This is a genomic window from Paraburkholderia atlantica, from assembly GCF_009362785.1.
Classification (GTDB): domain Bacteria; phylum Pseudomonadota; class Gammaproteobacteria; order Burkholderiales; family Burkholderiaceae; genus Paraburkholderia; species Paraburkholderia atlantica.
Genome location: NZ_WHNQ01000029.1, coordinates 62,816 through 76,974, shown reverse-complemented (window position 1 = coordinate 76,974; position 14,159 = coordinate 62,816). Strand labels below are relative to the sequence as shown.

Genomic DNA, 14,159 nt, shown 5'->3' with positions numbered 1-14,159 from the left:
TCTCCGTCCGCGCTCCGAATTGCGCAATGCGTCCCGAAATGTTTTGCAACCGATCGTGCGATTGCGATATGCCGTGTGGCTCTCCGTAGCACTAAGAAGCCTTAACAAAATGATTGCTTTGATCTGTTAACTTCCAACGATTGCTGTTAACCTCGTCATTGTTTCGGTGACGAGGAGGCCATGGCCAAACTACTCGTTGATGCGTTGTGGGCACTCATTGAACCCTTGATGCCCCCACCCAAACCTCGCCGCTCACGGTATCCCGGACGCAAACCACTGGATGACCGGGCCATGCTTACCGGCATCCTGTTCATCTTGCAGACGGGCCTGCGCTGGGACCTGCTGCCCCGCGAGATGGGCTGCGGCAGTGGCATGAGTTGCTGGCGCCGTCTACGAGACTGGCAGGCTGCCGGCGTCTGGGACCGGCTACACGAAGTGGTGCTCGCGAAGCTACGCGAGTCCGACCGGATTGACTGGTCCCGTGTCGTCGTCGACTCCTCCTCGATCCGCGCGGTGGGTGCAGGTCAAAAACGGGACCGAATCCCACCGTCCGCGCGCAACCTGGTTCAAAGCATCCCGCTCGCGGTAATCCTCACCGGCGCCAACCGTCACGATCTCACCCAGCTTCACACGCTGGTTGATGCGATCCCACCCATTGCCGGCAAGCGCGGCCGGCCGCTTTCGAAGCCCCGCATCGTTCAGGGCGATCGGGGCTACGATCACGACAAATACCCCCGTCCGCTGCACGCAGCCGGCATCGCTACCGAAATCGCCCGACGTGGCCACCCTCATGGCAGCGGCCTTGGCAAAACCCGCTGGGTCGTCGAGCGAACCATTTCGTGGCTTCACAACTTCCGGCGACTGCGCATCCGCTTCGAACGCCTTGCCTTCATCCACGAAGCCTTCATCAAACTCCCCTGCTGCATCATCTCTTGGCGAAGGCTGAAGGACTCATTTTGTTAACGCCTCTAAGTAGCACTATGAATGGCAAAATGCAGCGCGGAGGAGTCGATCGTCATCTTCTGGTCGACTAACCGCCGACGCTTCGCGAAAGGTCCGGCGCAATCGTCGCGCCGCTCCTAATGTCGATTCTTGCCTTCGCGCTTCGGTCTTGAGGATGCTATTGGAACAGCAACGCAGCCGAAGCCAGCGACGTCGAGCAATTAGGGAGACCCAATATCCATGCTTTCCGGAGGGTTGAACTGCCCCCCTTTTAGCACTCGACACTGAGCCCAGCCCCGAACGGCTCCACCCCTCACCGGATGATGTCATAGCTGTAATCGGTCTTCGAGATGTCAATCGTGCTTGCATCGAGTGTCTCGAAGAATTCATCCAGCAGCGCTAACAGAACGCGTAATGCCCCCGCATACCCCCACGTCGGATAGCGGTGGTAATGGTGGCGGTCGAAAATCGGAAACACGAGTCGGACGAGCGGCGTACCAGTGTCGCGCTCCAAGTACTTTCCGTGTGTATTGCCGATCAGGAAATCCACTGGTTCCGTAAATAGCAGCGAGCGCAAGTGCCATAGATCGCGCTTTGGATAGACCTTGCATCCTTCACCATATGGCGACGCGTCCAGCAATGCCCTAACCTTTTCCGCCCACCCCTCGTTACCGTTCGTCGAGAGCACGTGCACCGGCTCCGCGCCCAACTCAAGCAGGAAGTTCGTGTAACCGAGCATCTGATCTGGATCGCCATAGAGCGCATACCGCTTGCCGTGCAGACTCGCCTGACTGTCTGCCATCGCATCAACTAGTTGCCCACGCTCCCTTTCAAGTTCAGCCGGGATTGGTCTTCCCGTCACGCGCGAAATCTCCATGAGGAAATGATCTGTGCCTGAAACGCCGACAGGCGCATTCAGTGACACGACTTCGTGGCCATGATCGGCGAGGAACTTGCTGGTCTTTTCACAGCAATACTCCTGAAAGACGAACGTTGCCTTGGCGTTCAGCGCACGTTCGACCTCCTCTTTCGTAGTCCCGCCCTCGTACATCCGAAATTCGCCATCAGTCGGCGTGCTCCAAGTTCCCGATGGATCGCAAATAATATTCACGCTTACGCCAAATAAATCGAAGATACGCCGAATCTCCTTCATGTTTCCGACCACGAAGCCGTCGAACCCTCCGATAAAGTTCACGCTCTCGTCAGGAACTCGCAAAAGTGGTGCAGTAGTGCCCGCCTTGCCATCCCAAAAGTACTTCAGGATGCCCAGGAGCGCATTGTCGTAGCCGGTCACGTGGCTGCCGACAAACGCGGGCGTATGCGCGAACGGCACGTCGTAATCTTGTGGCACGCTGCCCTTCTGCTTGCTATTCTTAATGAACGCGTCGAGGTCGTCGCCAATCACCTCCGCCATGCAGGTCGTGGATACGGCGATCATGTCGGGCTTGTAGAGATTGTATGCATTCGCGAGACCGTCGATCATGTTGTTCAGACCACCGAACACGGCCGCATCCTCTGTCATGGACGAACTGACGCACGACGTCGGCTCTTTAAAATGTCGCGAAAAATGCGAACGGTAATAGGCCACGCAGCCCTGCGAGCCATGCACGAAAGGCAGTGTCTTATGGAATCCGTTCGCGACGAATACGGCACCAAGAGGCTGACACGCCTTGGCTGGATTTATGGTCAGGGAGTCACGGGCGAAGTTCTTCAGTTTATAATCTTCTGTCTTCGTCCATTCGGCAACCCGCTTTATCGCCTCGTCGGAATGGTTGAACTCGAAGTTATCTTTCTTATTGCGAAGGAGCTCTTGATACTCCGGCTCGCGAAACAGCAGTTCGTGATCGAGAATTTTGTCGCTTGATTGGGGCATGATTGGCTCCTGTATTGATGTTCTATGCAACCGGCGATCGGCGCGGCCATGCCGCTAACAGCGCTCACGCCGCCTTCTTCCACGGTGCTTTCGACAGACTCCAGACAGGACTCGAGATCGCCATGTCCATGTCCCGCGCGAAGATAGCGAAGCCGTCGTAGCCATGATATGGGCCAGAATAATCCCAGCTGTGCATCTGGCGGAATGGGACGCCCATCTTCTGAAAGACGTATTTTTCTTTGATGCCGGAGCCGACGAGGTCTGGTCGCGTATGTTCGACAAACTTCTCGAATTCGTAGCCAGTCACGTCGTCGTAAATCAGAGTGCCTTCTTTTATGTGATGCGTTGTGCGCTGGTAGTCGTCGTTGTGAGCAAACTCGTAGCCGGTACCGACAACTTCCATCCCAAGATCCTCGTACGCCCCTATTACGTGGCGTGGGCGAAGGCCACCTACAAACAGCATCACTTTTTTCGTCTGAAGCCGCGGCTTATATTTGGCTATGACGGCATCCATCAACGGACGGTATTTTGCGATCACCTTCTCGGCGTTTTCCATAATGGTGTCGTCGAATCGGCTTGCAATCTCGCGCAAGCTCTTTTCGATCATTGTCGGGCCGAAAAAATTGTATTCGACCCATGGAGTGCCATACTTCTCCTCCATGTGCCGGCTGATGTAGTTCATCGAACGGTAGCAGTGAAGCAGGTTGAGCTTAGATCGCGGCGTATTCTCAAGTTCTGCGAGAGTGCCATCGCCTGACCACTGCGCGATGACCCGCAGGCCCATTTCTTCGAGGAGAATGCGGCTCGACCACGCATCACCGCCAATGTTGTAGTCGCCAATGATCGCGACATCGTACGGTGTGGACTCCAGCGCGGATCGCTGTCTCGGCTCGGCGCGGTCGAACACGCAGTCGCGAATCGCATCGTTTGCGAGGTGATGCCCGAGTGACTGCGATACGCCTCGAAAGCCCTCACAGCGCACCGGTACGATCGTGTGCCCGCCGTACTGCGCGCTCTTCCTTTTAGATACTGCCTCAATATCGTCACCGATGAGGCCGATTGGGCATTCGGTTTGGACGGATATGCCCCTGTTCAGCGGAAACAGCTCCTGAATCTCGTCGACGATCTTATCGAGTTTCTTGTCACCGCCGAACACAATGTCCTTCTCTTGGAAGTCGGACGTGAATTGCATCGTGACAAACGCATCGATTCCTGTCGTCCCGACGTAGTAGTTGCGGCGCGATCCCCACGAGTACTGCCCGCATCCGACAGGTCCGTGACTGATGTGAATCATGTCCTTGATCGGCCCCCAGACGACGCCCTTCGAGCCCGCGTAAGCGCAGCCCCGAATCGTCATCACCCCCGGCAAAGACTTGATGTTTGACTTCACACCACAGTCAGGCTTGCCCTGTTCGAAGGAACCCAAATGCTTGGCCCGCCGTTTAGCCATTTTTTCAGGGTAAGCTCGCAGCACTTCGTCAATCAAGGCCTTATTAGCAGCTTTGCGTTCTTCAACCGTCGCGGTCATTGAATATCCTATAAGTGAAGACTGTCGTTGGCGGAAACGGTAGCCGTGCGCCGCACGGCAACCGTCGTCAGCACTCGTCAGGCGGTGAGCTCGGCGGCGGTCTTGCCGACTTGGGACTCATCGACTTGCACCATAATTCCTTTTTCCATCAATAAGTCTTCGAGCTGATCCATTGTGATCGGAGTTGGGATCACGCCATTGCCGCCGTTATGGTGAACCTTCTCCGCAAGCGCGCGATATTGCCCAGCCTGCTCGCTGTCCGGCGCGTACTCAATCACGGTCATCCGACGAAGTTCCGCATGCTGCACAATGTTGTCGCGCGGGACGAAGTGAATCAATTTAGTGCCTAGCATCGCTGCCAGTGATTCGGCCAGTTCAAGTTCCTTGTCGGTTTTGCGCTCGTTGCAAATGAGTCCGCCCAAACGCACACCCCCACTGTTCGCATATTTCAAGATTCCCTTCGAGATGTTATTAGCGGCGTACATCGCCATCATTTCTCCCGACATCACGATGTAAATTTCCTGTGCCTTGTTCTCGCGAATAGGCATTGCGAAACCACCGCAAACGACGTCGCCGAGCACATCGTATGACACGTAGTCGACTCCGTCGTAGGCGCCATTCTCCTCAAGGAAGTTGATCGATGTGATGACACCCCGACCCGCACAGCCGACGCCTGGCTCAGGCCCGCCCGACTCGACACAGCGGATATTCTTGTAGCCTATCTTCATAACGTCATCGAGTTCGAGGTCTTCGACCGAACCGGCTTCCGCAGCGAGAGAGAGGATGGTGTCCTGAGCTTTCGCGTGCAATATAAGACGTGTCGAGTCGGCCTTGGGATCGCACCCAACGATCAAGATCTTTTGCCCAAGGTCGCTAAGCGCTGCAAGCGTATTCTGCGACGTGGTCGACTTACCGATGCCGCCCTTTCCGTAGAAGGCAATTTGTCGAAGTTGAGACATTGTTTTACTCCATTGAGATTAGAAGGTAAAACCATAGGTGCGAATCAGCACTGAAAAGCCACGACCAAGTCCTCAGCCTGCTGTGTCTATATGGTCTTCTTCTAGAGTCACGCATCGGCCGGAGTGTGTCCGCGCCCTTCGTCCCTGCAACGTCCATGCCACAAGCCCCTGAATCCGCCAAATGCTTGCTCAGCGAGGCCATCCGCAAACTCTCCAATTTCGGCCCCCGACAATTTCGACGTCGTCTTCCTGACAAACCGCACGCCCCTTCGCCCCAAATGGACATCCAAGTGCAGAGTTGTTGCCCGCTTGACCCGGCTTACCGCAGTATTGGCCAGCATGCAGCATTGGTACGGATGTTGCGAGTTTCTGGCTGCCCGCTGAAAAGGCACGATCCAGCACCAGATTAACTATGCCAAGCTATTTCTCCAATTAGGATTACAGAATGCCTGATACGCTAACCTCTCCTGCACTCAGTGGGACACCATTTGCCCGCCTCGATCGCGAGGGGCGCCTCCTCAACCCCGTCTTTAAGGGCCGCACAAATGCGGCTGACAGGTTCGGCTTTCGCGGTGAGCTGGCGCTACGATTTGGGCCTCACCTCGCCGACGAGGCCCGTCCGCCCGAGCTCTCTTGCGAGCAGGTGATGGCTGTCGCGAATGCTGGCGACCCACACGTCCAATTCTTCGCAGGTTGGTTACTGAGTTTTGAACACTTGACGAATGTCGGAGAAGTACTCGGCGAGGCCCTGTCGCACCACGGCAAGTACTTCCTGTTCTGTGACAACATCGATCTGTCCAGCCGCTTTCAGGTGCCGTACAAAGAAGCGACGTTTTATGTTCTGCCGATACTCGAATCGACAGTCTACAACGAGATGCTCGAACTCCTTTACCTGGAGAAGGGCGACCTCAAGAGAACAGACACTGCCGGGAAGCTCGATGCTATCGTCGATGCGGCGATGCAATTTAGCTTTTCCTTTGACACGATAAGTTACGCGGAAGGCCTCAAACTGATGGGACCGATTCGCGATCCAAATGAAAACAGGCCCGTCTGACGACAGCGTCACGGCAGGTCGCCCGCATGTAATCGCTGCCTCGCGTTTCAGAATGTGACGGCGATTCCAATCACCTCCACCGGAGTGAAAGCATGTCACTGCGCACCAAGACCGCATCACGTCAAACCGCGTCACTCGAGACTCCCCTACTCGAAAGCCCGAGCCACACGCACACGGATATCGCGAACGCCGACGCAGATCTTCATGCACCTCCGTGCGTGGCGGTTGCGAAATGGCTCGATGCTCACGACTTCCCGGACACTCAATCGCGCAGCATTGACGGCATTACGCCCTTAATGCTGGCGGCGCTGCACGGCGAAGACTACATTGTCGCTGCGCTACTCGAATCAGGCGCACGCATCAGCGCCCTCGACGACGAAGGAAACCATGCGCTGTGGTATGCATGTTTGGGCGGCGCACCAGGACCGATCCTTCGGTTGGTCGGTGCAGGACTCGCTCTTGATCACCTAAACGCGGACGATATGACGTGTCTGATGCAGGCGGCCGCCACCGGTCGAATTGAGGTTATGTGGCTGTTGCTGTCGCTCGGCGCGAATGACAGTCTCGTTGCGCCAGACGGCCGTGACGCCCTCGACATGGCTGCCGATTTGGGACTCCAGTTACTGCACGCGGCACACGAACGCAGGAGCCCCAAATTGGTCTCAGCCGGCGAATCGCCTTATTATGGCCCGGGGACCGCGCGCGGCGTCTTCTCCGATAATGTTTCCCGTTGACCTGCCCCTCGTCATGCCGCTCTACGACTATGTATGTCGCAACTGCAGGTTGCGTTTCGAAACTCTCGTGCGCACGAACTCGCCCGTCGCCTGCCCCCGCTGTCAGAGCACCGAACTGGAGAAGCAGGTCAGTGCACCGTCCGCCCCAGCGCGCAGCAGGGCAATCATCGCTGCGGCCCGCCGTCAAGCGGCGCACGAGGGACATTTCAGCAACTACTCGACGGCGGACCGCAGCAAACTGTTGCGTGAGGGTTAATAAAGGCGCAGCGACAACATGGCCGATGTTACCTTCATCTCTCTTTCCGTTGTTCTACCTAGAGATAGATCGCGGCCCCCGCACCGACGTTGGTCGCCGTGTCCTTCAAAGTTTTGACGATGTACTTCACATCCTGAACAGTAAGCTGAGTGTGCAGCGGCAACGCGAGTGCTCGATCGCCAATCCGCTCGGTATCGGGCAGACAGCCTCGTCGACCTCCAATAGCATCGGCGGCCTTCATGTAATGAAACTGCTCATGCAACGGATGGCTGTAGGCTGCCGTTTCTACCCCGCAAGCCAGCATGTCGTCGATCATTTGAGCACGCGCGCTGTGAGTAAACCTCTTGCCCAGATGCACGACGTAAAGCATCCAATTCACTTCGTCCACGTCCTCCGCCTGATACGGTGGTTTGATGCCTTCGAAGCTCTCCATCGCTTCATGATACCAGGCTTCGACCCGCTTCCGTTGGGCGAGCCGCTCCTCGAGCCCTGCCAGTTGTGCGAGGCCGAGCGCGGCGGTGATTTCACTCATACCCGCCTGCAGCGGCACCCGGGCACCGAGGGAGAGCGACTTTCGATCGGCGCTCAGACGTCGCCTTAAGTAACGCAGTTCGTGCGCCAAGCTGTCGTCGTCCGTGACGAGCATTCCGCCCTCTCCCGCACACAACGCGGAGGGTGGCGAAAAGTCAAAAACCGTCACTTTACCGAACGCCCCCACGCAGCGCCCACGGTAGCGTGATCCGAGCGCCTCAGTGCTATCCTCGATCAGGCTCAGACCATTCAGATCGGCAAGCTCGCGCAACGATTGCCACGCGGCAGGATGTCCGTTCGTATTTCCCGCAAGGATTGCACGCGTCCGATCTCCAATCTTCTCTTGTGCCTTCATCGCGTCGAGGCAACCGCTCCAGTAGTCGATATCGGCAAACACCGGTGTCGCGCCAGCGAGGGTGATCGCATGCGCGATCTGATGCCATGTATGCGATGCGCAGATGACTTCATGGCCTTGACCGATGCCGAGCGCACGCAGCGCAATCCAAGTGCCGAGCGTCCCGCTCGCCACTGCGACCGCATGGACACGGCCGCTCCAGCCTGCGAATGCAGTCTCAAAAGAATCGAGCATTGGTCCGTCGCTCCAGCACGACGATTGCAGGACCGCGTGAACCAGCTCGACCTCCCGCGGCCCGCACGCAGGTTCAGTAAGTGAAATTCCCTCAGTTTCCATCGTAGACTCCGTCTTCTGCAAGGATGAGCATATTGGCCTCACTTGCGTCTGTTGTCACGGAAACACAGACACCTGTCGACGTCGCGAGATAAACGCGGCGGCCCCGAAACTGGAGGAGGGGTTTTTCATTGACAAGCTCGACCGCGCTAATCCGAATGACTCGCACATCGGGATACGACTTCCGCCAGGTTGCGGCAGCCTCCAGCAGCGTCGGTTCGCTCAGCATCAACTCGGCGATAGTACTGATCTGATCTGCTGTAAGTGCCATGTCAGTCGGGCTCACCCGCGACGCGACGCGCTTCTACGGTGACAGGAAGCGTTGTATCGGCCGCCATCTCCGGCAGTTGGAATCGCCAGCCGTTCGCAAGCGTTATCACTCCGCCCCACATCTTCTTGCCATCGATGGAGACGATCTGCTCCTCGAGATCCTTCTTTGGCACGTAGGCGCTGAGTATGCCTTTCCTGTCCATGCGGATCATTAGTTTCACGTTGAGAGTTCCAAGGTCGGTTAAAAGATTCGCACTTCAACAAGTAAATCCAATAAATCTAACGATCGAGCCGAGAAGCACAGCGCTCGTCGTAGGTGGCTCTTGTACTGCGACGAGTGCCTCCCAGCTCTGATAGACCGATATCGTCCTTCTTCCCTTACGACCGTCCAGCCGGGCGCGATCTCGCCCTCAGTGCAGCGACCGCCTGCCCGTCAAAATTGACTGATTGAGCGCATCGCAAGACTCGCAGGCACCACGTATTTCTGGCCATTTCGGCAAGCCTCCAAGCCTTAACCAGAAAGCCGCTCCCGCACCGGCCTAAAATAGACTTCGCCGTTGCAAAGGTCCCGCAACTCCGTGACGCGGATTGCCGACGACTAGACGGGCTCCGTTGACTTGCGAACCGTCCGGTGCATCATAACCATGCGCATTACACGAGCCGCGTCCGACGGTTCCATTGTGGTCAGTTCCCTCGGGGATACGAAGACCTATCCAGCATAGATCGGCCGCATGCTCGCCCAAACGGGCGAGCACGTCATGGGGAAGGTGGTCGAGCGTGCATAGCTCCTTGGCGCGCATGCCGACGCGATGGTCGATTTCGACGAAGTGAACTGCATAGATGTAGAACCGTTGCAGGAAGGTTTCGATTCCGATCACATACCCCACGTCGCCTTTGCTGACGAGCGATTCACCCAAAGCCTTACCGGCGTAGGTGCCGTCGTTACGGATGGAGAAGCGCGAAGCGACGCGCTCACCAATGCTGAAGCGAGGCGCAAATGTGAGCTCAATGAGGTCATCGTTGTCAGTTCCAGTCATACTCTTCCTCCGTGACATACCGAACTGCTAGCTCAAGACAACTGCGGTCGATGAATGCGTCACCCGCGTCCGATCGCGCTCACATCAATCCGAGCGACATCGGCACTGACCGCGACGACCGACCGTTGGTCATCCTTAATAAATGCGAAACCTGACCGATCCGGCGTTTCGATAAAGTCGATCTTCAGACCATCTAGCAAAACGCGGCTTTCTGCCGGCAAGAAAATTCGCAGTCCGTGGACTTCGATGGTCTCGTCGCCGGTCCGAGCCTCTACTTCGGCACTGAATTCGGCGTCATATCCAGAGCATCCGCCGGTCCTGACAAGAAGACGAAAACCAGCACTTGATGGCAAGCCGGAAAAACGCACCACACGGCGCATAAACTTTTCCGCGGCAGCGGTAACAGAAAATTTGGTCAACATGATGTCGGCATGGTAACAGTTAGCAGTCGTTTGACGATTCGTCAATGTGCTGCCCGCGGCTAGCGATGCTAGCTCACCACAATGCACCCGTCCACGGGACAAACCGCCAAGCACTGCGGAGTATCAAACTGTCCTTCGCATACGGTACATTTCTTCGGATCGATCGCGAACACGCCACCTTTCTCGCTTATGGCGACATTCGGGCACTGCGGCTCGCAGGCCGAGCAGCCGGTACAGGTCGAGGCAATGATCTTCAGGGGCATAATGGCACTCCTTGTAATGATGGTTTGTATAGCGCGCGGGCAGGCCGATCCATTTGGCCGTCTGCCGCTCAATCAGCAGCAGCCGTCGCAGTGATCGACGTCTTCTGCCGGATCCCGGGGGCGCCACGCTCCACGTGCACGGTCACGCCTTTCGTGATACGGCTGCAATATTCGATGAACCATATCAGCGCGGCTTTTTCGATTGTTTCGTACGCGTACTGGTCCACCGGCTCAATGCCCGCCTGCGACAGCTCCTTGCGCGGACACAAACCGACCTTCGCAACCAGTACAGCGTGGCAATCGCTGATCGCGTGTATGAGCGGTGGCAGGCGATCTTCATCATCATGGCCGCCCCGACAATACGACTCCACGCGGCGGTGTCCCACAAAGATCGCTCCGCCAGCGCTGACCTCGAAAATCTGGAACTCGGAGACATGCCCGAAATGTGCGTTCACGCGGCCGTCTCCCTTCGTCGCGACAGCGATCAGCACCTTAAGGTCGGCCGGCACTTCGCTCGCCTTCACCAAAGCCATTGCAGTCTGTTTCGCGTCGCGCTGCGCATTGCGTTGCACTTCCACTCGGCGCTGATGTTCCCGACGGTAATTAGCGTCGGACCTAGTTTCCATGTCGTCGATCCCGTCGAGCTTGAACTCGTCGCGGCGGTCCTCACTCAATAGACCTACTGCGTCCGCACGGCACTGACGGCAATGGCGCATTAACGTAGCGCCTCCCTTGCAACGGTCCTGCACGACCATTAACTCGCTAGCAGTAGGGCCACGCTGTCCGTGCAGTCCGAAATACGTGCCATGCTCAGCGTCCGAGATGAGCGGCATGATATTGTGCAGGAAAGCACCGCGCTTCTTCACTTCGCTGTTCACCTCGATCAGGTGTTCGTCATTTATGCCCGGAATCAACACCGAGTTGATCTTCGTCAACACGCCGCGCGCCGTGAGCATTTCGAGCCCTTGCATTTGCCGCTCATGAAGGATCTGCGAGGCCTCCTTGCCCCTGACGCGCCGGTGGTCCCAAAAAATCCACGGATAGATCAATTCACCGACGTTGGGGTCCACCATATTGATGGTGATCGTCACATGCTCAACAGCGTTGCTGCAAATCTCATCGACAAAGTCCGGCAACGCTAGTCCGTTCGTTGACAGACATAGTTTGATGTCCGGAGCGCGCTCGCGGAGCATACGGAAAGTGTCAAAAGTCCTCTTCGGATTGGCGAGCGAGTCACCGGGACCCGCAACGCCCAACACCGTCAACTGCGGAATCTTGGCCGCGACGGCCATAACCTTATTCACGGCCTGCTCCGGCGTCAGCTTCTCCGACACGACGCCGGGTCGCGACTCATTGGAACAGTCATATTTACGATTGCAGTAGTTGCATTGGATGTTGCAGGCGGGCGCCACCGCCACATGCATTCGCGCGTAATGGCGATGCGCTTCTTCCGAAAAACAAGGATGCTTGTTTATCCTTTCCCATACTTCTGCCGGCTCGCGCTCAGGCACGTCCGACGAACTGCAGCCCGACTTGTCTGCGCGGCCGTGGGTGTCGCAGCCGTCGATCTGAACAAGCGCATGTCCGGTCACCCTCAGGGTTAGTGTCTTTTGGATGCCGACAGGCGCAGTCGAGGACAGCGTGCTGGCATTCGCGCAATCTTGCATGGATGTTCTCTCCAAAGCCTCCAGTGGTTCGCCGGCTTTATCAGCGAAATCCATGCCACTCACTCGAACTCCATTGGTATCGGTACGTGAGTTGGCCAACCAACTCAATGTTCTTCCTACGCGTCTTGACCAAAAGCCGACAACCAAGCCGTATTCTGTCGCTGTCACGACAAAAATAACGCACTCGTCGTGAGCACAAATTGCTTTTGGTAGGCCACTATACGCTCTCAATCACCCGGCACTGCCGCATTGCGCGCGTGGGGCATCCGCGATCCTCCGCCTAAAGGGCAAGCTTCGGCCGTTCGTGTGGCGCCGACAGGGTGCCGCAAAGCGTTGTTTTGACCTGTAGACCATCACCTGGCACAACGTTTGCGATCCATGGCCAACAACTGAAGCGATCCGACATGAGCAACCCAATCATCAATGACACGACACTCCGCGACGGCGAGCAAACCGCTGGCGTCGCATTTCGCACAGAGGAAAAGTGCGCGATTGCCGCCGCGCTGTCGCAAGCTGGCGTCTCCGAACTCGATATCGGCATTCCAGCCATGGGCGAAGACGAAATGGCGTGCATTGATGCGATTGTCGACATGAACCTCGACGCTCGTCTGATGGTTTGGGGGCGACTCACCGACGAGGACCTCAGCGCGGCATTACGCTGCGATGCCGACATGATTCATCTTTCGGTCCCGGTATCGGATATTCACTTGCAACACAAGCTACGACAGCCGCGTAGTTGGGTGCTAGCGCGCATCGCACGCGTCATTGGTAAGGCTGCGAAAAGCCACCCCAAGATCTCCCTCGGTATGGAAGACGCCTCGCGTGCGGACCCCTCGTTCATCTTAGAAGTTGCGCGATGCGCAGAGCAGCATGGGGCTCAGCGCGTTCGATTTGCGGACACCGTAGGCATATTGGATCCTTTCAAGACATTCCACGCTATCGCAGCAATTCGCGCCGCCGTGGACCTGGAAATCGAAATCCATTCGCACGACGACCTCGGACTCGCCACCGCCAACACGCTAGCGGCCCTCTCGGCAGGGGCGACCCACGCCAGCACTACCGTCAACGGCCTGGGTGAGCGGGCCGGCAATGCAGCGCTTGAGGAAGTCGTCATGGGTACGCGACATCTGCTCCGACGAGACACCGGCATTGACGCAACTGCGTTATGCGACATCTCATCGCTGGTCGAACGGGCGTCTGGCCGCGCTATTTCCTCCAACAAGAGCATTGTTGGTAGGGACGTCTTTACGCACGAGTCAGGCATTCATACCGACGGCCTTTCGAAGCACCCCACGACCTACGAGGGATTCGATCCCGCAGAACTAGGCCGGCACCGGTCGACGATACTCGGCAAACATTCTGGATCCCAAAGTGTGCGTGACGCCTACGACGCTCTTGGCGTCAAAGTGTCTGAGCGGCTTGTGCCCCAGTTGCTTGCACGTATCCGGTCATTTGCCACACAGTACAAACAGGCCCCGGGGACAGCCGATCTGCATCGCTTCCTGACGCAAGCACGTGGCACCCGAGTTAAGGTGTCTTGAGGCCGTCATCGGGTGCGCATTGGTCCAATAGGAGAAACTACGTGCAAGAAGTTATCGAACAACTGCATCGCCTGTCGTCCGCGGAAGACTTCCTGCGATTCTTTGACATTTCATACGATGAGAAGGTAGTGAACGTCAGCCGCCTGCACATTCTCAAGCGTTTTTTTCAGTACATCGAGCAACAGAAGGCGCTACCGCGTAATAACGCGGCGGCTATGTTCTCTATCTATCGATGTTTACTGAATACGGCCTACAACGACTTCGTCTTGTCCACGCCCGCAGAGCAAAAGGTTTTCAGAGTCTTTCAGGAAGCGGACGGACGGCGGGTCGTCCCACTTGACCAGCTGCGCGCGTCGCTGCCAGCACGCGGCGACGCCTGACCCCGGAGTACCCA

General features: G+C 57.0%; 16 protein-coding genes. 6 read left to right on the top strand and 10 right to left on the bottom strand.

Annotated elements, in window-relative coordinates:
* The first annotated feature begins 180 nt into the window (after positions 1–180).
* On the top strand, positions 181–963 hold the full coding sequence (locus GCT19_RS30840) for an IS5 family transposase (protein ID WP_227749358.1): 783 nt from the start codon (positions 181–183) through the stop codon (positions 961–963).
* Positions 964–1,255: 292 nt separating this feature from the next.
* Here the strand turns inward: GCT19_RS30840 and nifK are convergent, their stop codons facing one another.
* From nifK to nifH, 3 genes are all read right to left on the bottom strand, one after another.
* Positions 1,256–2,815 carry a nitrogenase molybdenum-iron protein subunit beta gene (nifK, locus tag GCT19_RS30835; RefSeq protein WP_018435031.1) on the bottom strand — a complete coding sequence of 520 codons (1,560 nt, stop codon included), beginning with the start codon at positions 2,813–2,815 and terminating at the stop codon, positions 1,256–1,258.
* 64 nt (positions 2,816–2,879) lie between these two features.
* Positions 2,880–4,343, bottom strand: coding sequence for a nitrogenase molybdenum-iron protein alpha chain (nifD, locus tag GCT19_RS30830; RefSeq protein ID WP_018435030.1), 1,464 nt, complete (start codon positions 4,341–4,343; stop codon positions 2,880–2,882).
* A gap of 77 nt (positions 4,344–4,420) precedes the next feature.
* Positions 4,421–5,302: a nitrogenase iron protein gene (nifH, locus tag GCT19_RS30825; RefSeq protein WP_018435029.1), complete on the bottom strand. Its 882-nt coding sequence runs from the start codon at positions 5,300–5,302 to the stop codon at positions 4,421–4,423.
* 445 nt (positions 5,303–5,747) lie between these two features.
* On the opposite strand from nifH, the gene GCT19_RS30820 reads away from it, so the two are divergent.
* From GCT19_RS30820 to GCT19_RS30810, 3 genes are all read left to right on the top strand, one after another.
* Positions 5,748–6,356, top strand: a complete 609-nt coding sequence (locus GCT19_RS30820) for a hypothetical protein (protein WP_018435028.1) — start codon at positions 5,748–5,750, stop codon at positions 6,354–6,356.
* Positions 6,357–6,448: 92 nt separating this feature from the next.
* Positions 6,449–7,090, top strand: a complete 642-nt coding sequence (locus tag GCT19_RS30815) for an ankyrin repeat domain-containing protein (protein ID WP_018435027.1) — start codon at positions 6,449–6,451, stop codon at positions 7,088–7,090.
* Positions 7,091–7,103: 13 nt separating this feature from the next.
* Positions 7,104–7,346 carry an FmdB family zinc ribbon protein gene (locus GCT19_RS30810; RefSeq protein WP_035491037.1) on the top strand — a complete coding sequence of 81 codons (243 nt, stop codon included), beginning with the start codon at positions 7,104–7,106 and terminating at the stop codon, positions 7,344–7,346.
* A 58-nt stretch (positions 7,347–7,404) separates the two neighbouring features.
* On the opposite strand, the gene GCT19_RS30805 is transcribed toward GCT19_RS30810, so the two are convergent.
* From GCT19_RS30805 to nifB, 7 genes are all read right to left on the bottom strand, one after another.
* Positions 7,405–8,568, bottom strand: coding sequence for a DegT/DnrJ/EryC1/StrS family aminotransferase (locus GCT19_RS30805; protein WP_026228610.1), 1,164 nt, complete (start codon positions 8,566–8,568; stop codon positions 7,405–7,407).
* A complete protein-coding gene (locus GCT19_RS30800) occupies positions 8,558–8,836 on the bottom strand; it encodes a hypothetical protein (RefSeq protein ID WP_026228609.1) in 279 nt (92 codons plus the stop codon). Before GCT19_RS30800 ends, GCT19_RS30805 begins: the two co-directional genes overlap by 11 nt.
* Position 8,837: 1 nt before the next feature.
* The gene (gene nifT / locus GCT19_RS30795) at positions 8,838–9,056 is read right to left on the bottom strand and encodes a putative nitrogen fixation protein NifT (RefSeq protein WP_026228608.1); all 219 of its coding nucleotides are present in this window, start codon (positions 9,054–9,056) and stop codon (positions 8,838–8,840) included.
* A 318-nt stretch (positions 9,057–9,374) separates the two neighbouring features.
* Positions 9,375–9,872 carry a nitrogen fixation protein NifZ gene (locus GCT19_RS30790; protein ID WP_018435023.1) on the bottom strand — a complete coding sequence of 166 codons (498 nt, stop codon included), beginning with the start codon at positions 9,870–9,872 and terminating at the stop codon, positions 9,375–9,377.
* Positions 9,873–9,931: 59 nt separating this feature from the next.
* Positions 9,932–10,294, bottom strand: coding sequence for a HesB/IscA family protein (locus GCT19_RS30785; RefSeq protein WP_018435022.1), 363 nt, complete (start codon positions 10,292–10,294; stop codon positions 9,932–9,934).
* A gap of 68 nt (positions 10,295–10,362) precedes the next feature.
* Positions 10,363–10,557 carry a 4Fe-4S binding protein gene (locus tag GCT19_RS30780; RefSeq protein ID WP_084598351.1) on the bottom strand — a complete coding sequence of 65 codons (195 nt, stop codon included), beginning with the start codon at positions 10,555–10,557 and terminating at the stop codon, positions 10,363–10,365.
* 68 nt (positions 10,558–10,625) lie between these two features.
* The gene (nifB, locus tag GCT19_RS30775; protein ID WP_026228607.1) at positions 10,626–12,224 is read right to left on the bottom strand and encodes a nitrogenase cofactor biosynthesis protein NifB; all 1,599 of its coding nucleotides are present in this window, start codon (positions 12,222–12,224) and stop codon (positions 10,626–10,628) included.
* A gap of 404 nt (positions 12,225–12,628) precedes the next feature.
* Here nifB and nifV point away from each other — a divergent pair, with 404 nt between their 5' ends.
* Positions 12,629–13,765, top strand: a complete 1,137-nt coding sequence (gene nifV / locus GCT19_RS30770; protein WP_018435019.1) for a homocitrate synthase — start codon at positions 12,629–12,631, stop codon at positions 13,763–13,765.
* Positions 13,766–13,806: 41 nt separating this feature from the next.
* A complete protein-coding gene (gene nifW, locus GCT19_RS30765) occupies positions 13,807–14,145 on the top strand; it encodes a nitrogenase stabilizing/protective protein NifW (RefSeq protein WP_018435018.1) in 339 nt (112 codons plus the stop codon).
* Positions 14,146–14,159 lie beyond the last annotated feature (14 nt).